Annotated in this window: 17 protein-coding genes and 2 pseudogenes; 14 read left to right on the forward strand and 5 right to left on the reverse strand. The window is 62.4% G+C overall.

Annotated elements, in window-relative coordinates:
• Positions 1-864, forward strand: coding sequence for an ABC transporter permease (locus ACMGGN_RS22845; RefSeq protein WP_414156315.1), 864 nt, complete (start codon positions 1-3; stop codon positions 862-864).
• Positions 865-875: 11 nt separating this feature from the next.
• Here ACMGGN_RS22845 and ACMGGN_RS22850 read toward each other — a convergent pair whose 3' ends face one another.
• The gene (locus ACMGGN_RS22850) at positions 876-1,433 is read right to left on the reverse strand and encodes a WYL domain-containing protein (protein WP_115273154.1); all 558 of its coding nucleotides are present in this window, start codon (positions 1,431-1,433) and stop codon (positions 876-878) included.
• A gap of 206 nt (positions 1,434-1,639) precedes the next feature.
• Between ACMGGN_RS22850 and ACMGGN_RS22855 the strand changes: the two genes are divergently transcribed.
• From ACMGGN_RS22855 to ACMGGN_RS22890, 8 genes and pseudogenes are all read left to right on the forward strand, one after another.
• The gene (locus ACMGGN_RS22855; protein ID WP_046788345.1) at positions 1,640-2,437 is read left to right on the forward strand and encodes a tetratricopeptide repeat protein; all 798 of its coding nucleotides are present in this window, start codon (positions 1,640-1,642) and stop codon (positions 2,435-2,437) included.
• Between the two features lie 102 nt (positions 2,438-2,539).
• Positions 2,540-2,992, forward strand: a complete 453-nt coding sequence (locus ACMGGN_RS22860; RefSeq protein ID WP_046788346.1) for a MarR family winged helix-turn-helix transcriptional regulator — start codon at positions 2,540-2,542, stop codon at positions 2,990-2,992.
• Positions 2,989-5,076, forward strand: a complete 2,088-nt coding sequence (locus tag ACMGGN_RS22865) for an FUSC family protein (protein WP_414156316.1) — start codon at positions 2,989-2,991, stop codon at positions 5,074-5,076. The genes ACMGGN_RS22860 and ACMGGN_RS22865 overlap by 4 nt, the downstream gene beginning before the upstream one ends.
• The gene (locus tag ACMGGN_RS22870; protein WP_008096887.1) at positions 5,073-5,285 is read left to right on the forward strand and encodes a DUF1656 domain-containing protein; all 213 of its coding nucleotides are present in this window, start codon (positions 5,073-5,075) and stop codon (positions 5,283-5,285) included. The genes ACMGGN_RS22865 and ACMGGN_RS22870 overlap by 4 nt, the downstream gene beginning before the upstream one ends.
• The gene (locus ACMGGN_RS22875; RefSeq protein WP_012316803.1) at positions 5,282-6,157 is read left to right on the forward strand and encodes an HlyD family secretion protein; all 876 of its coding nucleotides are present in this window, start codon (positions 5,282-5,284) and stop codon (positions 6,155-6,157) included. Before ACMGGN_RS22870 ends, ACMGGN_RS22875 begins: the two co-directional genes overlap by 4 nt.
• Positions 6,154-7,575: an efflux transporter outer membrane subunit gene (locus ACMGGN_RS22880; RefSeq protein WP_115273153.1), complete on the forward strand. Its 1,422-nt coding sequence runs from the start codon at positions 6,154-6,156 to the stop codon at positions 7,573-7,575. The genes ACMGGN_RS22875 and ACMGGN_RS22880 overlap by 4 nt, the downstream gene beginning before the upstream one ends.
• Before the next feature lie 100 nt (positions 7,576-7,675).
• Positions 7,676-8,656 carry an RHS repeat-associated core domain-containing protein gene (locus tag ACMGGN_RS22885; RefSeq protein WP_115273152.1) on the forward strand — a complete coding sequence of 327 codons (981 nt, stop codon included), beginning with the start codon at positions 7,676-7,678 and terminating at the stop codon, positions 8,654-8,656.
• Between the two features lie 276 nt (positions 8,657-8,932).
• Positions 8,933-9,118 (forward strand): annotated as a pseudogene (locus tag ACMGGN_RS22890) (hypothetical protein); the annotation flags it as partial.
• A gap of 6 nt (positions 9,119-9,124) precedes the next feature.
• On the opposite strand, the gene ACMGGN_RS22895 reads toward ACMGGN_RS22890, so the two are convergent.
• A complete protein-coding gene (locus ACMGGN_RS22895) occupies positions 9,125-9,580 on the reverse strand; it encodes an REP-associated tyrosine transposase (RefSeq protein ID WP_115273151.1) in 456 nt (151 codons plus the stop codon).
• Positions 9,581-10,097: 517 nt separating this feature from the next.
• Here ACMGGN_RS22895 and ACMGGN_RS22900 point away from each other — a divergent pair.
• The 3 genes from ACMGGN_RS22900 to ACMGGN_RS22910 all read left to right on the forward strand — a co-directional run bounded on the left by ACMGGN_RS22900 (position 10,098) and on the right by ACMGGN_RS22910 (position 11,249).
• Complete coding sequence (locus tag ACMGGN_RS22900; protein WP_012316800.1) at positions 10,098-10,361, forward strand: hypothetical protein; 264 nt, start codon at positions 10,098-10,100, stop codon at positions 10,359-10,361.
• Positions 10,358-10,606, forward strand: coding sequence for a DUF3077 domain-containing protein (locus tag ACMGGN_RS22905; RefSeq protein ID WP_115273150.1), 249 nt, complete (start codon positions 10,358-10,360; stop codon positions 10,604-10,606). Before ACMGGN_RS22900 ends, ACMGGN_RS22905 begins: the two co-directional genes overlap by 4 nt.
• 190 nt (positions 10,607-10,796) lie before the next feature.
• Positions 10,797-11,249, forward strand: coding sequence for a YaiI/YqxD family protein (locus ACMGGN_RS22910; RefSeq protein WP_012316798.1), 453 nt, complete (start codon positions 10,797-10,799; stop codon positions 11,247-11,249).
• Here the strand turns inward: ACMGGN_RS22910 and elbB are convergent, their stop codons facing one another.
• Positions 11,250-11,915, reverse strand: coding sequence for an isoprenoid biosynthesis glyoxalase ElbB (gene elbB / locus ACMGGN_RS22915; protein ID WP_115273149.1), 666 nt, complete (start codon positions 11,913-11,915; stop codon positions 11,250-11,252).
• 113 nt (positions 11,916-12,028) lie between these two features.
• Here elbB and ACMGGN_RS22920 point away from each other — a divergent pair.
• Positions 12,029-12,655: pseudogene (locus tag ACMGGN_RS22920) on the forward strand (sterol desaturase family protein); the annotation flags it as partial.
• A gap of 501 nt (positions 12,656-13,156) precedes the next feature.
• On the opposite strand, the gene ACMGGN_RS22925 reads toward ACMGGN_RS22920, so the two are convergent.
• The gene (locus ACMGGN_RS22925) at positions 13,157-13,801 is read right to left on the reverse strand and encodes a DedA family protein (protein WP_080952215.1); all 645 of its coding nucleotides are present in this window, start codon (positions 13,799-13,801) and stop codon (positions 13,157-13,159) included.
• Between the two features lie 275 nt (positions 13,802-14,076).
• On the opposite strand from ACMGGN_RS22925, the gene ppk1 reads away from it, so the two are divergent.
• Positions 14,077-16,257 (forward strand): polyphosphate kinase 1, encoded by a 2,181-nt coding sequence (ppk1, locus tag ACMGGN_RS22930; RefSeq protein ID WP_376778896.1) that lies wholly within the window; start codon positions 14,077-14,079, stop codon positions 16,255-16,257.
• On the opposite strand, the gene ppx is transcribed toward ppk1, so the two are convergent.
• Positions 16,244-17,746 carry an exopolyphosphatase gene (gene ppx / locus ACMGGN_RS22935; protein ID WP_039604131.1) on the reverse strand — a complete coding sequence of 501 codons (1,503 nt, stop codon included), beginning with the start codon at positions 17,744-17,746 and terminating at the stop codon, positions 16,244-16,246. The two genes, ppk1 and ppx, sit on opposite strands and share 14 nt — an antisense overlap.
• Positions 17,747-17,757: the final 11 nt, after the last annotated feature.

Consider the following 17,757-nt stretch of genomic DNA (forward strand, 5'->3'; position numbering starts at 1 on the left):
ATGACCACTACACCTGTACGTCAGGAATACGAGGTGCAGCTGGAGCCGCTGCTCAGTGTGCCTCTGGAACGCAACCTGTCGCTGGCCCAGCGCCTGTGGCAGCAAGGCTGGTTACGCAAGGCGGTGATCCTTGTGGCGATCGCAGCATTGTGGGAGGCCATTGCCCGCTACCAGGGGAATGACCTGCTGCTACCGAGTTTTTTGCAGACTGCCGCGGCGCTGTGGGACGGCCTGCGCAGCGGCGAGCTGCCGGCCAAGGTCGGCGTGTCGTTGGTGATCCTGCTCAAGGGGTACGCGCTGGGCATCGTGCTGGCTTTCGGCCTGACCAGCCTTGCGGTTTCCACCCAGCTGGGCCGCGACTTGTTGGGTACGTTGACCTCAATGTTCAACCCGCTGCCCGCGATTGCCCTGCTGCCGCTGGCTCTGCTGTGGTTCGGGCTGGGCGACAACAGCCTGATCTTCGTGCTGGTGCACTCGGTGCTTTGGGCGCTGGCGCTGAATACCTACGCGGGTTTTCTTGGCGTTTCTGAAACCTTGCGCATGGCTGGGCGCAACTATGGCCTCAAAGGGCTGCGGCTGGTGCTGCACATCCTGGTGCCCGCGGCACTGCCGTCGATCCTGTCGGGGCTGAAGATCGGCTGGGCATTTGCCTGGCGCACGCTGATCGCCGCCGAGCTGGTGTTCGGCGCGAGCAGCGGCAAGGGCGGGCTGGGTTGGTACATCTTCCAGAACCGCAACGAGCTGTATACCGACAAGGTTTTTGCCGGGTTGGCGGTGGTGATCCTGATCGGGCTGCTGGTCGAGGGGTTGGTGTTCAATACCCTGGAACGGGTGACCGTGCGGCGCTGGGGGATGCAGCGCTGATCTGTAGCGGCCTAATTTTGGTACTGCGCAGCCGCATTGCTCAGGGTCTTGGCAATCTCACTGCGCAGTTCATCCGGCTGCTCCACCTTCACCCCGTCCCCCTGGCTCAACACCCACCAGCGTAACGCCCAGCCATCTTCCATCGTGGCCTGCAGCCGATGCCCGTGCTCCAGGGCAGTCAGCTGCATGTCTGCACTCAACGGCTGATCACGTAACTGTCGTGCCACCCTGTCGTTGACCCAGGCTTGCAGCGCCAGCCCACCACCTTGCGCCGGCTGGAGCGCCTCACCGCGCAAGTAGCCCTGCAGGTCGAAATTCCCACGCAGCTCACCCAAGGCATTCGCCGACCAGTGCCAGCCGAACGGAATGCTCTTGTCGTTGCGCTCCAGCGGGAAGATCAACGACAGCTCATTGAGGTCGCGTTCCACCGTGCGTTTGCTGACGGTGAAACCCACATCGCGCAGGCGCCACACCAGTTCTGCGCTGGTAATGCCCGGGGAACGGCTGGGTAGCTGGCGCAGCAGCGCCCACTGACGGCTGAGGGTGGCGCGGGTGGTGGCGAACGGCAAAAGGTAACGTCCTTGTCTAGGCTTGCCGCATCAGGATGGCGGCATTAGTGGGTCATGGCAATTAGCCACGATCCGTTCAGATCAAGGAACCGCCAATTGGTTGCCTGGCGCCGAATCGTTCGCGACAGGTTTTGACGTGACGTCGCGCAGAATCACGCCTCATCACAGCCGCAGTAAGGCCTGTGGGTCGTTCAATGAGGATGAACATGTCAGCTGTCAGCAATATCCACTCGCTGCTCGCCCGTCTTCTGCCTGAGCAGGTCATTCCCGCGCCGACCCCCGCTGGCAGGCGGCAGCGGCTGTTCGCCGGGGTGGGGTTGCCCAGCCAGCGGGCGCTGCTGGTCAACCGCCTGGACGAAGCGGCGGACCTGCAAGCGGTGTATGCCGACCTGCGCCATCAAGCGCTGGCCGGCCATGTGGCGGCGCTCAATGACCTGGGCTGGGTCTGGCTCAATGGCAAGTACTGGCGTGCCGACACCGTGCTGGCCGGGCACCTGCTGCGCATGGCGGCCATGCAGGGCAATGCCGCAGCCTGGTTCAACCTGGGGCAGCAGCACTACTTCGGCAAGGGTGTGGAGGTTTCCTACGTCCAGGCCGCAGAGTGCTATCGCCATGCCTTTGACCGGGGCATGCTCGATGCAGCCGCCGCACTCGGCGATTTGTACGAGGAAGAAGTCTGCGATGCGCAACTGGGCTGGCAGGTCGATCTGGCTCAGGCTTACCAGTGGTTTCTTCGTGGGGCCGAACGGGGCGAGGTGCGTTGCCGCTTCGAGGTGGGCTACCGTTTGTTGCATGGCCTGAGTGTGGACGCTGATATCAAGGCCGGGCTGTACTGGCTGGAGCTGGCGGCAGCGACCGGGGTCATGCAGGCGGCCGAGGAGCTGGCAGTGCATTTCAGCCGTTGCGATGCGGCGCGCTATCTGGATTGGCGGGATCGGGCAGTGCAGATGGGCAGCACGTTGGCGCTGGCGATGAAGTTGGAGGACCAGGTTCAGCCTCAATGAACAACAATTCATGTATTCCCCCCGTCGCCCCCGGTTGACGACAGGGGGAGGGCCAGGCGTATATTGATAGTTAGCAAACTATGAATATCCTTGGTTCTTTACATGACGCTTGACTCACTGCGCCTGCAAGTCAGCACCGGCATGGTCGTTGCCGCCCGCCATTGGCGGCGCATTTGCCATACGGCCCTGACCAGCTACGGCATTTCCGAAGCCTGCGCCGCACCCTTGCTGATGATCGTGCGCCTGGGCGATGGCGTGCACCAGGTAGCCGTGGCTCAGGCCGCTGGCCTGGAAAGCCCGTCGCTTGTGCGCCTGCTTGACCAGCTGTGCAAGGCTGGCCTGGTATGCCGCAGCGAGGATCCGCTGGACCGCCGCGCCAAGGCCCTGAGCCTGACAGCCGAGGGCCGTGCCTTGGCCGAAGCCATCGAAGCCGAACTGGTGCGCGTACGCCACGAAGTGCTGCAGGGCATCGATGAGGCCGACCTGCATGCCGCCTTGCGCGTGCTCCGCGCCTTCGAGGCAGCAGGCCTTGGAAGCACTGGCGGGGTGGCATGAACGGTTTCTTCAGTTCGGTACCGCCGGCCCGCGACTGGTTCTATGGTGTGCGTACCTTTGCCGCGTCGATGATCGCGCTGTACATCGCACTGCTCATGCAGCTGCCGCGCCCCTACTGGGCGATGGCAACCGTCTACATCGTTTCCAGCCCATTCGTTGGGCCTACCAGCTCCAAGGCCCTGTATCGGGCCCTTGGCACGCTGCTCGGCGCTGGCGGGGCAATCTTCCTGGTGCCGCCGCTGGTGCAGTCGCCGTTGTTGCTGACCGTCGCGATCGCCCTGTGGACTGGCACATTGCTGTACCTCTCGCTGAACCTGCGCACTGCGAACAACTACGTGCTGATGCTGGCCGGCTATACGCTGCCAATGATCGCCCTGGCGGTGGTCGACAACCCGCTGGCAGTGTTCGACGTTGCTTCTTCACGTGCCCAGGAAATCTGCCTGGGGATTGTCTGCGCAGCCGTGGTCGGCGCGATTTTCTGGCCACGACGCCTGGCGCCCGTGGTGGTTGGCGCGACCGGGAGCTGGTTCAGCGAAGCGACCCGCTACAGCGATACCTACCTCGCCCGTGATGTTGCTGCGGACAAAGTGGGTGGCATGCGTGGTGCCATGGTTGCCACCTTCAACTCGCTGGAGTTGATGATTGGCCAGCTCGGCCACGAGGGTGCAGGCCCGCATACCTTGAAGAACGCCCGCGAGCTGCGCGGGCGCATGATCCATCTGCTGCCGGTGATCGACGCCCTTGACGACGCCCTGGTGGCGCTCGAAGGCCGCGCCCCGGCGCAGTTCGCCCAGCTGCAACCAGTGCTCGCCGCCGCCCGCGAATGGCTCGAGGGCACAGCACAAAGCGCCTCGGTAGCACGCTGGACTGCCCTGCACGAACAGATCGACCGCCTGCAGCCCGGCGCCGCCGTCCTCGACCAGCGCGCCGAACTGTTGCTGTCCAATGCGCTTTACCGGCTGACCGAATGGGCCGACCTGTGGCAGGACTGCTGTACCTTGCAGCACGCCTTGCGCACGGATGACGCCAAGCCCTGGCGCGCGGTCTACCGCCACTGGCGCCTGGGCCGCCTGACACCGTTCTTCGACCGTGGCTTGATGCTTTATTCGGTGGTTTCCACCGTGCTGGCAATCATCGTCGCCTGCGGCCTGTGGATCGGCCTGGGCTGGAACGACGGCGCCAGCGCGGTGATCCTCGCCGCCGTGTCGTGCAGCTTCTTCGCCGCCATGGACGACCCGGCACCGCAGATCTACCGGTTCTTCTTCTGGACGTTGATGTCGGTCATCTTCTCCAGCCTGTACCTGTTCCTGGTGCTGCCCAACCTGCACGATTTCCCGATGCTGGTGCTGGCCTTCGCGGTGCCGTTCATCTGCGTCGGCACCCTGACCGTGCAGCCACGCTTCTACCTGGGCACCTTGCTGACCATCGTCAACACCTCGACCTTCATCAGTATCCAGGGCGCCTACGACGCCGATTTCTTCACCTTCCTCAACTCCAACCTGGCAGGCCCTGCAGGGCTTCTGTTCGCATTCATCTGGACCCTGGTGATGCGCCCGTTCGGTGTGGAACTGGCCGCCAAACGCATGACTCGCTTCGCCTGGCGGGACATCGTCGAGATGACTGCCCCGGCGACCCTGGCCGAACGTCGCCAGCTCGGCGTGCAGATGCTCGACCGCCTGATGCAGCACCTGCCGCGCCTGTCGCAGACCGGCCAGGACAGTGGCGCAGCCCTGCGCGACCTGCGCGTGGGCCTGAACCTGCTCGACCTGCTGGCCTACCTGCCGCGTGCAGGCACCCAGGCCCGCGAGCGCCTGCAAACGGTGATCGAGGAAGTGGGCGGCCACTACGCTGCGTGCCTGCGTGCCGGTCAGCGCCTGCATGCCCCTGCACCGCTGCTGCGCAACATGGAGCGGGCACGCCTGGCGCTGAACCTGGATGAACTGTACGAACGTGGCGATGCCCGCACGCACCTGCTGCATGCCCTGAGCGGCCTGCGCCTGGCATTGCTGCCGGGTGTCGAGGTGATGCTCGAGCCTGCCGAACAACCGCAACTGCCCCCCGGGCTCGACGGAGCGCCCCTGTGATCGGTGAACTGGATATCAGCGGGGTGTTCCTGCCCACGCTGCTGGTGATGATGGTCTGCACCTACCTGCTGTTTCTCGGGGTGCACGCGGTGCTGGTGCGCCTGCACTTCTACCGCCTGGTCTGGCACCGGGCATTGTTCAACGTTGCTTTGTATGCCGTGCTGCTTGGCGCGGTGGACCATTTTTGCCGAAGCCTGATGCTGCCATGAAAAAACCTTTGCTGACCCTGGGCCGTGTGGTCCTGACCTTGCTGGTAGTGACCTTCGCCGCCGTGCTCGTGTGGCAGATGGTGGTGTACTACATGTTCGCCCCCTGGACCCGCGACGGCCACATCCGCGCCGACGTGATCCAGATCGCCCCGGATGTTTCCGGGTTGATCCAGAAAGTCGAAGTGCGTGACAACCAGACCGTCAAGCGCGGCGACGTGCTGTTCACCATCGACCAGGACCGCTTCACCCTGGCGCTGCGCCAGGCCAAGGCGACCCTTGGCGAACGCCAGGAAACCCTGGCCCAGGCCTCTCGCGAAGCGCAGCGCAACCGCAAGCTGGGCAACCTGGTGGCGGCCGAGCAACTGGAAGAAAGCCAGTCCCGCGAGGCCCGTGCCCGTTCGGCGGTGAGCGAGGCCCAAGTGGCGGTCGACACCGCCCAGCTCAACCTGGACCGTTCGGTGGTGCGCAGCCCGGTGGACGGTTACCTCAACGACCGCGCGCCGCGAAACCACGAATTCGTCACGGCCGGCCGCCCCGTGCTTTCGGTCGTCGACAGTGCTTCGTATCACGTCGATGGCTATTTCGAAGAGACCAAATTGGGCGGCATCCACATTGGCGATGCCGTGGACATCCGCGTAATGGGCGACAACACTCGCCTGCGTGGCCACGTGCAGAGCTTTGCCGCCGGTATCGAGGACCGCGATCGCAGCAGCGGCAGCAACCTGCTGCCCAACGTCAACCCGGCGTTCAGCTGGGTGCGCCTGGCCCAGCGGATCCCGGTGCGCATCGCCTTCGATGAAGTGCCGCAAGACTTCCGCATGATCGCCGGGCGTACCGCCACGGTGTCGATCATCGAGGGCCCGCGCCCATGAAACAGCTGATCCTGGCTGGCTTGTGCCTGTCTCTTGGGGCCTGCATGATGGTAGGCCCGGACTATGAAGTGCCCAAGGACGCGGCAGTGCAGCGCAGCGACCTCAGTGGGCCGCTGCGCCAGGATGCTGCCAGCGTCGTGTCGGCGCCGGTACCCGAGGACTGGTGGCAGCTGTATCAGGATCAACGCCTCAATGAGCTGGTGCGCCAGGCGTTGAGTGCCAACACCGAACTGCGCGTGGCTGCGGCCAACATTGCCAAGGCCCGTGCGCAGGTCGAGGTAGCCCAGTCCCAGGGTGGATTCAACGGTGGCATCAAAGCCGGAGCCCAGCGGTTGCAGGAGTCTGGCGAGGCATTTTTGCTGACCGAGAAGGTGCCAGTGGCCAACATCGGTGATGCGATCATCAGCGCTTCCTACCAGTTTGACCTCTGGGGTACCTTCAAGCGTGGCACCGAAGCGGCCAAAGCCAATGCCGACGCTGTGCAGGCCGCTGCCGATACCGCCCGCATCACGTTGGTGGCCGATGTGGTCAAGGCCTACACCCAGGTGTGTTCGGCCAACGAGGAATACCACATCGCCCGCGAGTCGCTCGGCTTGCAGCAGCAGAGCGTGCAGCTCAACCAGCGCCTGCGTGATGCTGGCCGGGGTGACGAAACCCAGGTCACTCGCTCGCAGACCCAGTTCAAATCGCTGCGCGCAGAGTTGCCGCGCTTCAAGGCCGAGCGTGAAACCGGCCTGTATACCTTGGCCGCGCTGCTGGCCAAGCCTGTGGAGCAACTGCCTGCCGGCACTGCCGAGTGTGCCGAGCTGCCACACCTGAACCAGCTGTTGCCGGTCGGTGATGGCGCCGCGCTGCTCAAGCGCCGCCCCGACGTGCGCCAGGCCGAACGCCAGCTGGCGGCATCTACAGCGAATATCGGCGTGGCCACGGGCGCCCTGTATCCCGACATCAGCATCGGCGCCCAGGTTGGTACCATCGGTATTCTCGAGAACCTGGGTGAGCCTGCGACCAACCGCTGGGGCTTCGGCCCGCAGATCAGCTGGAACATCCCCACCAACGGCACCCGTGCCCGCATTCGCATGGCTGAGGCTTCGACCCAGGCGGCGCTGGCGCATTTCGACGGCGTGGTGCTCAACGCCATTCGCGAAACCCAGACCCGCCTGGCCCAGTACAGCGCCTTGCTCGACCGGCGTGATGCGCTGGCCGAGGCGGAGAAGTCGGCAAAAGAAGCGGCGGACCAGACGCACCGCTATTACCAGGCGGGGCGTGAGTCATTCCTGGCGGACTTGCAGGCGACACGGACCTACACGGACATGCGCGCGCAGCTGGCGGCGGCCAATAGCCAGGTGGCGATGGGGCAGATCGGTGTGTTCCTGGCGTTGGGCGGTGGGTGGAAGGGCGCTGCGGTGAAGCAGTGAGGGCGGAACAGGGTCGTGGCGATACCTGTCACTTTTGCCAGTAGCGAGCTGCCACGAACTGCATCAGCATGGTCTGGGCCCGATACGAGGTCAAACCACCATGAGCCAGAACACGCAGGGCCGAGAACTGTCCTGTACCCAGTTTTTTTACGCGCAAGACCGGCTTGTGACACAGGTGGAGGGCCAGTCAACGCGAACGGTGTTGCGGGCGAGGGGCTTACTGTTAGCGCAGTTGCGTTGTGACGACAACGCACTGCAAACCGTAGTGCTTACGATGGACGCCAAAGACTCTGTGCTCATGGCTTCGGTAAGCGGCGAAGCACAAAGTTTTGCCTACCCACCTTACGGCTCCAAGCAGGAAAGCGCCGATCTCCCAGGGTTGCCCGGTTTCAATGGAGAAACACGGGACGCTGTGACAGGGCACTATTTTCTAGGTTTGGGCTATCGTCTGTACAACCCTGTGCTGATGCGCTTTCAAAGTACTGACAGCTTGAGCCCATTTGGCGAGGGTGGGTTGAATGGCTATGCGTATGTCTCCGGTGATCCTGTCAATTTCAGTGACCCGACCGGGCATATGCCTACTAAGGGAGTATTGCCGGCACACATGAAAAGGCCTCACTCATTGATTGTGTCTCCCAATTCGCAGAAGACCCGCGCTTCGAGGAAGCCTGCGATGAACCGATCTATTTCGACTGCCTCCAGCTCGTCATTATTATCCTCCCCCTCCCCCTTGTCAGGAGGGAGCCCTCCATTGGGTGAACGGTACAGCTCACCAAGCTCTGTATTTTCAAACGCATTCTCAGAAGAAAACCAAGGCTGGAAACTAAACAAGGCGGACGTGAGAAAAAATTTGAAAGTACTGACTAAAGTTGAGCAGCAGAAATTCGATGAATTTCAAAATTCGATTCACAATAAGGGGCTGCCGCCTTGGGAAGCTGTATTGCCTTTAGGTGATGTAGACTACAAACTTTATAGGAAAGATTTAGGGATTTATCAGTTCCGCCTCAATGGCGGTACCCGTGTTCACTTTGAGGTGGAGGGTAAAACCGTGATTATTCGCCAGGTGGGAGGGCATGCGTAGCGTACGCGGCATATTGCCAACCCTGCAGTCGTAAGAAATTTCCGAATATAAAACCAAATGCTTCAGTCGAATTATCCTACGGCGTCTGTCGGAAGGTGTCGTTTTGGCTGGAAAGTGTTCCCGGAATACTGTGCTCAGGTCACCTTGCAAGGCGATCGGGCGTGAGACACTCGGTTTAAACGTGAGTAGCCGACAGCCTTCATTGCGGAAATCCTCACTTCGGCATCATCAGGCAAATGTTTCTCACGCTACAAGGAAAATTATGATTTTTAGGGTTTGCTCGACTATATCGGTGCCGACTATCCGCCGACCGTGCGTGACGGCCAGTTGGGCGCGCGCCTGGCCGTGGCCTACGAAGTCCGTCAGGCGCCGGTGATTACCCCGGACCCCGCCCGTGGTGCTTCGTTGTATGCACACAACTGCTCGATCTGCCACGGTGACACGGGGCAGGCGATGTGGCCATGGCAGTCAAACCCAGATCGCGTCCCAATGCGGATAATCCCCCACCCGCTCAACCAGACCTGCGCGCTTAGGGTTCAAGACGATGTACCGCGCCACAGCCTGCACGTCTTCTTCTCGCCGCAACGCCCGGTCATGAAACCCCTTCTGCCAAAGCCTCCCATATCGCCCGAGATGGCGGTTGATGGCACAGGTGCTGTGCGACTTCACCCGGCGCATCAACGTTTTCAGGCTCACCGGCCCCAGCTCGATCAACCAGTGGAAATGATCAGGCATTACCACCCAGGCTAAAGACCGCGCCGCACCTTCTGCCTCGGCCTGGCGTAGCTGGCTGACCAACAAGCGGGCCGAGTGAAACCCACCCAGTACAGGGGCCCTGTGCAATGTGGTGCTGGTGAGAAGGTACAACCGATGCCTTTCTGAGAACCGGCCAAGCCTTAGCTGATTTGAATGGGGACGATCCATGTTCCCTGCCTCCTATGGTTTGCCTGTGAGGCTAGTAGCGACGGTTTTATCAGGTTGGACGCAATTGGTACCTGCTGTTTCCGCGGGGTGGCCAATCGCCGGCAAGCCCACAGGGAACGCGCAGTTCTTGAGGTCTGCACTGTACTTGTGGGAGCCGGCTTGCCGGCGATCGAGGGCGAAGCCCTCGCAGCAGTCGCAAGCCGTAAGACATTTCTGAACCTGAAACCAAATGCTTCTGTTCTTTCACTCTGGCGACTTATCCTACGACGCCTATCGGAAGGTGCCGTCTTGGCTGGCAAGCGCTCCGGGAATAATGTCCTCGGGTCGCCTCGCAAGGCGATCGGGCGTGAGACACCCGGTTCACATTCGGTAGCGCCGCTCCATGGCGGTCGTGCGCGGGCAGGCTTCGGTCTGGCCGGGGTTACCGTATGTCCCGGGTCTCACCCCGTGCACGACTGCCACCCAAATCCGTGAGACGAGGAGGAAGGCAGGTCAGCCCAACATACGGAGATCCGCCATGAAAAAGCTCGTCCCAGACCCACCTCCATCCGCCCTGCTTCTGCTCGACCCTCCCGCCATCTCGCTCCCGGAACCGCCCAACACCCAAGAGTGCAACGCACTCATCTGCGCTTTGACCCTGACCATCAAACAGACCTCCAGCGTGCTGCTCGACAGCCCGCAAGGCCCTGTGCGTGACGCCATGGGCATGAACATCCGCCTGCTGTGCCGGATGATCAATGCGCTGAACGAGCACGCCGGTGCGCAAGGAGCATCACAATGAGCGAGGGCCTCAACCAAGCATCAACGGCAGGCGTAGAAACCTTCGACCTGTTCAGCCTCAGGCCTGATGTTCCGTTCGATCATGCGTTCTCGCAGCTTTCCGTACTGCTCGGCTGCATCCGCCACCTCACCACCGAAGCAGAAATGGAAAACGACCGCATCGCTGGCAGCGCGGCGCGGATTCTCAGCGAGATGGCCAAGGCATTGATCGATGATCTGGAGCGGGGGATGAACGAGGCTCACTGAGGCTGCGCAGGCTCCATTTGTTGCGATTGCTGCTTCTGCAACTGCACAGGGTCATTGAAATAGATGTGCCATTGCGTGTTTCTTTCGCCGGGACGAGTAACATGGCCGTTTCGGGGCCGCAAAGCGGCCCCAAATCGCTCAACTGAACGGCATCGGGCAAAGCCCTTCCTGCTTCAAGAGGAAAAATGCAATGCGCATATGGATCGACGCCGACGCCTGCCCCAAGGCAGCCAAGGACCTGATCGTCAAATTCGCCCTCAAGCGCAAGCTCGAGGTGGTCATGGTGGCCGGGCAGGCCGTGGCCAAACCGGCCTTCGCCGTTGTGCGGCTGATCGTGGTACCCAGCGGCATGGATGCCGCCGATGATTACCTGGTCGAGCACGCCGTGCCAGGTGAGCTGGTCATCTGCAGCGACGTGCCGCTGGCCGACCGCCTGATCAAGAAGGGGGTAGCGGCGCTGGACCCACGCGGCCGTGAATTCGACGAGCGCAACATGGGCGACCGGCTGGCAGTGCGCAACCTGTTTACCGAGTTGCGCGAGCAGGGCCAGGCCGGCGGAGGGCAGGGGCCTTATGGCGAACGCGAAAAGCAGGCGTTCGCCAATGCGCTGGACCGTATTCTGGCCCGCTTGGCCAAGGGCTGATCAGTCAGCCTCGTGGGTCATTTCCAGCACGCGATCCACCAGCTTGTAAATGCCGCCAGCCGCCTCGCTGATCGACTTGGCCACCATGTACGCCGGCGTGGTCACCAGCTTGCGCTGGGTGTCCTCGACAATGTCATGCACATCGCACTCTTCATGGGTGCCACCCATCTTGGTCACCGCAGCAGCAGTATCGGCATCGTTCCCGATGGTGCAAACCACGCCAGGGCCGTAGATCTTGGCCGCCAGTGCCGGTGAAATGCACATCAGGCCAACCGGCTTGCAAGCTTCGGCAAAGGCCTCGGCCAAGGCCAGTACCTGCGGGTTGACCGTGCAATCGCTACCTTCGACGGCAAAGTCGGACAGGTTCTTCGCCGCCCCGAAACCACCCGGCACGATCAGCGCATCGAAGTCCTCGGCCCTGGCCTCGCTGATGTCCTTGACCTCGCCGCGGGCGATGCGCGCCGATTCCACCAGCACATTGCGCGACTCAGGCATCTGCTCACCGGTGAGGTGGTTGATCACGTGCATCTGCGCGATGTTCGGCGCGAAGCACTGCACCTGTGCGCCGCGCTGGTCGAGGCGCAGCAGGGTGATCACGCTTTCATGGATTTCGGCGCCATCGTAGACGCCACAGCCGGAAAGAATCACCGCTACTTTTTTCGTCATGCTCATTACTCCAGTGTCGAGGCGCTAAATGTCCTCTAGTTTGGCAGATGTGGCCATAGGGGTTGCCATGGGTGCATCCTAATCTGTGTGGATACCCTTCGAGGCAGCTGTCCATGGACTTGATTCTGCTGGCCGTACCGTTCTTTTTCGTGCTGATCGCGGTTGAATTGGTCGCCGACCGTGTGCGCGGCCAGCGCAATTTCACCGTGGCCGATTCGATCAACAGCCTGAGCACCGGCGTGCTGTCCACCAGTACCGGGCTGCTGACCAAGGGGGCAGGGCTGGTGACCTATGCACTGGCGTGGGAGCATCTGGCGCTGCTGCACCTGCCGGGCCACGCCGTCTGGGTCTGGTTGCTGGCGTTCGTGCTGTACGACTTCTGCTATTACTGGCTGCACCGCTTGGGGCATGAGCGCAATGTGCTGTGGGCAGCCCATTCGGTGCATCACCAGAGCGAGGAGTACAACCTCACCACCGCGTTGCGCCAGACCAGTAGCGGCTTCCTCTTTTCGTGGATCTTCTACCTGCCGCTGGCGCTGGTCGGCGTGCCGCCATGGGTATTCATTACCGTGGCGTCGCTCAACCTGCTGTACCAGTTCTGGGTGCACACCCGGCACATTCCCAAGTTGGGCTGGCTCGAATGGATACTGATCACACCGTCCAACCATCGCGTCCACCATGCGCAAAATACTGTTTACTTGGATCGCAACTACGGCGGTGTGTTCATTCTTTGGGACCGTCTGTTTGGCACCTTCAAGGAAGAAGACCCGGCCGAGCCGGTGGTGTTTGGCGTGACCACGCCGTTGGCCAGCTGGAACCCGTTGTGGGCCAACCTGCAGTTCTATGCCCAGCTCTGGGACGATGCCCGGCGCACCGATAGCCTGTGGGACAAACTGCGTATCTGGTTCATGCCCACTGGCTGGCGGCCGGCGGATGTGGCCGCGCGTTATCCACAGGCCAAGCAGAACCTGGCGCTGTTCCGTAAGTTCGAGGTTGCCCTGGGGCGGGCGCAGCAGGTTTATGTGGTGCTGCAGTTCGCCGTTTACGTGGCATTGGGCAGCTACCTGATGGGCGTTGCAGAGCAGGTGCCGACGGCGGCCCTGGTGCTTGGCTGGTCGGTGATGGCGCTGGGTTTGTTCGCCCTGGGCGCGGCCCTGGAAAACCGGCCGTGGGCAGGGCGCCTGGAGCTGGCGCGCCTGTTGTTGAATGTGCCTGCGCTGTATCTGGCTGGCGCTCTGGGCTTAGGGGTTGTTACGCCCTTGGTCTGGGCCCTGCTCGCGCTTTACAGCCTGCTCAGCCTCGGCGGCCTGGGCCTGTGCCGCGGCCTTGCGCTCGGCGCGCAAGGTGCGAAAACGCCGCCGCAGCCACAGCAGGGCGCCGAGCAGCAGCAGGCCACCGAGCACCCATAGCTCGTACTTCTTCACGTTGCCCAGCATGCCTTCAAGAATGGCGCCGAAGTGGTACGCGGCTGCGCCCAGGGCCAAGGCCCAGACGGCTGCGCCGATGCCGTTGAGCAGCAGATAACGGCGGGGTGGGTAGCCGGACAGGCCGATAGCCACGGGCATGACCGTGCGCAGGCCATAGACGAAGCGGAAGCTCAGTACCCAGATGTCGGGGTGGCGGCGGATATGTTCCAGCGCCCGGTCGCCCATGGCCTGCCAGCGCGGCTTGCGCGCCAGGATCTTGCGCCCGTGGCGGCGGCCCATGAAGTACCACAGCTGGTCGCCGGCATAGCTGCCGAAGAACGCCACGATCACCACCAGGCTGATGTCCATGTACCCGCGGAACGCAAGGAATCCTGCAAGCACCAGGATGGTCTCGCCTTCAAAGAAGGTGCCTAGAAAAAGGGCAAAATAGCCGAAATCCTGCAGGAATTGTTGAAGCATTTTCTGAGGTGCTGGCGAAATGAACGCGCAGCCTACCCCTTCACGCGCGTTCGTGAAAGTGTCCAGATGTGTCTCGACGTGAACAATTCGTACAAGGACAATGGCTTCAGCCACAAGTCGCGGGCTTGCCTATAGATGTAACACAGACGTCATAATGGCCGCTTATCGTCCCGCTCAATTGATGATAGGGCGTTAACGTCCTCCAGGAACGCCAGATGAATAATGAAGTGCTAACCCCTGTCGCGATCAAGGACGCCCAGGCGGTCCCCGAAGAGATGGTGCAGACCCCGCCGGATCTGCCAGAGGCCCCGGAGCCTGCAGTAGAGGCCGCACCCCCCGCGCCCGTGCATGCTGCCCCCGCGCCGGCCATCGCCATCCCGAGCCTGGACGACAGCAGCCTGTACATTCATCGCGAGCTGTCGCAGCTGCAGTTCAACATCCGCGTGCTGGAGCAGGCGCTGGATGAGTCCTACCCGCTGCTCGAGCGCCTGAAATTCCTGCTGATCTTCTCCAGCAACCTCGATGAGTTCTTCGAGATCCGCGTGGCGGGCTTGAAGAAGCAGATCAACTTTGCTCGTGAACAGGCCGGTGCCGACGGCCTGCAGCCGCATCAGGCGCTGGCGCGCATCAGCGAGCTGGTGCACACCGAAGTTGATCGCCAGTACGCGATCCTCAATGATGTGTTGCTGCCGGAACTGGAAAAGCACGCGATCCGCTTCATCCGCCGCCGGTACTGGACGCCCAAGCTAAAGACCTGGGTGCGCCGCTACTTCCGTGACGAGATTGCACCGATCATCACCCCGATCGGTCTGGACCCGACGCACCCGTTCCCGTTGCTGGTGAACAAGAGCCTTAACTTCATCGTAGAACTCGAAGGCGTCGATGCCTTCGGTCGTGATTCGGGCCTGGCGATCATCCCGGCTCCGCGCCTGCTGCCGCGGGTCATCCGTGTGCCGGAAGAGGTCGGTGGCCCTGGGGACAACTACGTGTTCCTGTCCTCGATGATCCACGCCCATGCCGACGACCTGTTCCAGGGCATGAAGGTCAAGGGGTGCTATCAGTTCCGCCTGACCCGTAACGCCGACCTGGCGCTGGATTCGGAAGAAGTCGACGACCTGGCGCGCGCCCTGCGCGGTGAGCTGTTCTCGCGCCGATACGGTGATGCCGTGCGCCTGGAAGTGGCCGACACCTGCCCCAAGCACCTGTCCGACTACCTGCTCAAGCAGTTCAGCCTGAGCGAGAGCGAGCTGTACCAGGTCAACGGCCCGGTCAACCTGACCCGCCTGTTCAGCATCACCGGCCTGGACAGCCACCCGGAGCTGCAGTACACGCCGTTCACCCCGGCGATCCCCAAGCTGCTGGTCAATGCCGACAACATCTTCAGTGTCATCAGCAAGCAGGACATCCTGCTGATGCACCCGTTCGAGTCCTTCACCCCTGTGGTCGACCTGCTGCGCCAGGCCGCCAAGGACCCGCACGTGCTTGCCGTTCGTCAGACGCTGTACCGCTCCGGCGCCAACTCGGAAATTGTCGACGCGCTGGTGGATGCCGCACGAAACGGCAAGGAAGTCACCGCGGTGATCGAGTTGCGCGCGCGCTTTGACGAAGAGTCCAACCTGCAGATGGCCAGCCGCCTGCAGGCTGCCGGCGCCGTGGTGATCTATGGCGTGGTTGGGTTCAAGACCCATGCCAAGATGATGCTGATCCTGCGCCGCGAGCAGGGCGAGATCGTCCGCTACGCCCACCTGGGCACCGGTAACTACCACGCCGGTAATGCTCGCCTGTACACCGACTACAGCCTGCTGACCTCCGACGATGCCCTCACCGAGGACGTCGGCAAGCTGTTCAGCCAGTTGATCGGCATGGGCAAGACTTTGCGCATGAAAAAACTGCTGCACGCGCCGTTCACCCTGAAAAAGGGCATGCTCGACATGATTGCCCGGGAAACCCAGTTCGCCCTGGAAGGCAAGCCCGCGCACATCATCGCCAAGTTCAACTCGCTGACCGATGCCAAGGTCATCAAGGCCCTGTACAAGGCCAGCCAGTCGGGCGTGAAGATCGACCTGGTGGTGCGTGGCATGTGCTGCTTGCGCCCAGGCATCCCGGGGGTTTCGCACAATATCCAGGTGCGCTCGATCATCGGCCGCTTCCTGGAGCATACCCGGGTGTTCTACTTCCTCAACGGCGGCGAAGAGCAGATCTACCTGTCCAGCGCCGACTGGATGGAGCGCAACCTCGACAAGCGTGTCGAGACCTGCTTCCCGGTGGAGGGCAAGAAGCTGTTGCTGCGGGTGAAGAAGGAGCTGGAAGGCTACCTGACCGACAACACCCATGCCTGGACGCTGCAGCCCGACGGGCGCTATGTGCGCAGCAGCCCGACCGGCAACCAGAACCCGCGCAGTGCCCAGGCGACCCTGCTGGAGCGCCTGAGCAACCCGGTACTTAACGTACGCTGAGGACGAAGTTGACCCGGGCCAGCCACTCCGCCTCGTTGGCGAAGTCGGCCTGGGTCAGCTGGTTCTGCTCCAGCCAGCCGGCCGGGAAGGCCACGTCGAGGCTATTGTCTGCGGCCTGCAGTTGCACCTTGGGCATCTGTTGGGTGCCACGGATGTGGTGGAACAGAATGGCGAAGCGCAGCAGTACGCACAGGCGCAGCAGTTTCACGCCTTCATCGCCCAGTTCGGCGAACTTGTCCTTGGGGATGTTGCGGCGGTGGCCACGTACCAGCAGCGCCATCATCTGCTGGTCTTCACGCGAGAAGCCCGACAGGTCGGAGTGCTCGATCAGGTAGGCACCATGCTTGTGGTAGTGGTAATGGGCAATGTCCAGGCCAATTTCGTGAATTTTGGCTGCCCAGCCCAGTAGATCGCGCCAGTTACCCTCTTCAAGGCCCCATGCCTTGGCCACTTGGTCAAAGGCGTGCAGCGCTTTGCGCTCGACGCGCGCAGCCTGGCCCTGGTCGACGTGGTAGCGCTCCATCAGCGAGTTCAACGTGCGTTCGCGCACGTCCTCGTGGTGGTGGCGGCCAAGCAGGTCGAACAGCACACCTTCACGCAGCGCGCCATCGCAATGGTCCATGCGTTGCAGTTCCAGCGCGTCGAAAATCGCCTCGAGAATCGCCATGCCGGCCGGGAAGATGGCGCGGCGGTCGGGTTTGACCCCGTCGAAGTCGATCTTGTCGGCCTCGCCCAGTTTGAACAGCTTGCGTTTGACCCACGCCAGCCCCTCGGCGTTGACCTCGCCATTGCCCAGGCCAGCGGCCTTGATGGCGGCGCCGATGGCGCGGATGGTCCCGGAGGAGCCAATCGCTTCATCCCAGGTCAGGCGGTGCAGGGCGTTCTCGATGCTCATCAGCTCCAGGCGTGCGGCGGTGTAGGCCTGGGCGTAGCGGGCCGGGGTGATCTTGCCATCGCGGAAATAGCGCTGGGTGAAGCTGACGCAGCCCATCTGCAGGCTTTCACGCAGCAGCGGCTCAAAGCGCTGGCCGATGATGAACTCGGTGCTGCCGCCGCCGATGTCGGCGACCAGGCGTTTGCCGGGGGTATCGGCCAGGGTATGGGACACGCCCAGGTAGATCAGGCGCGCTTCTTCGCGGCCGGAGATCACTTCCACGGGGTGGCCGAGGATCGCTTCGGCACGCTGGATGAATTCGTTACGGTTGCGCGCCTCGCGCAAGGCGTTGGTGCCAACGATACGCACGGCCCCCGCAGGCATGCCGTTGATCAGCTGGGCAAAGCGCTTCAGGCATTCCAGGCCCCGGACCATGGCTTCTTCGCTGAGCATGCGTGCTTCGTCGATGCCAGCGGCGAGCTGAACCTTTTCCCCGAGCCGCTCCAGGATGCGGATCTCGGTATGGTGAGCCTTGGCCACGACCATGTGGAAACTGTTGGAGCCCAGGTCGATGGCGGCAATCAGGGACAGGTTCTTCGCTAAGGTATGCGGCATGATCTGAGTAG

It is taken from the genome of Pseudomonas sp. BNK-30 (assembly GCF_047456185.1).
Taxonomy (GTDB): domain Bacteria; phylum Pseudomonadota; class Gammaproteobacteria; order Pseudomonadales; family Pseudomonadaceae; genus Aquipseudomonas; species Aquipseudomonas putida_E.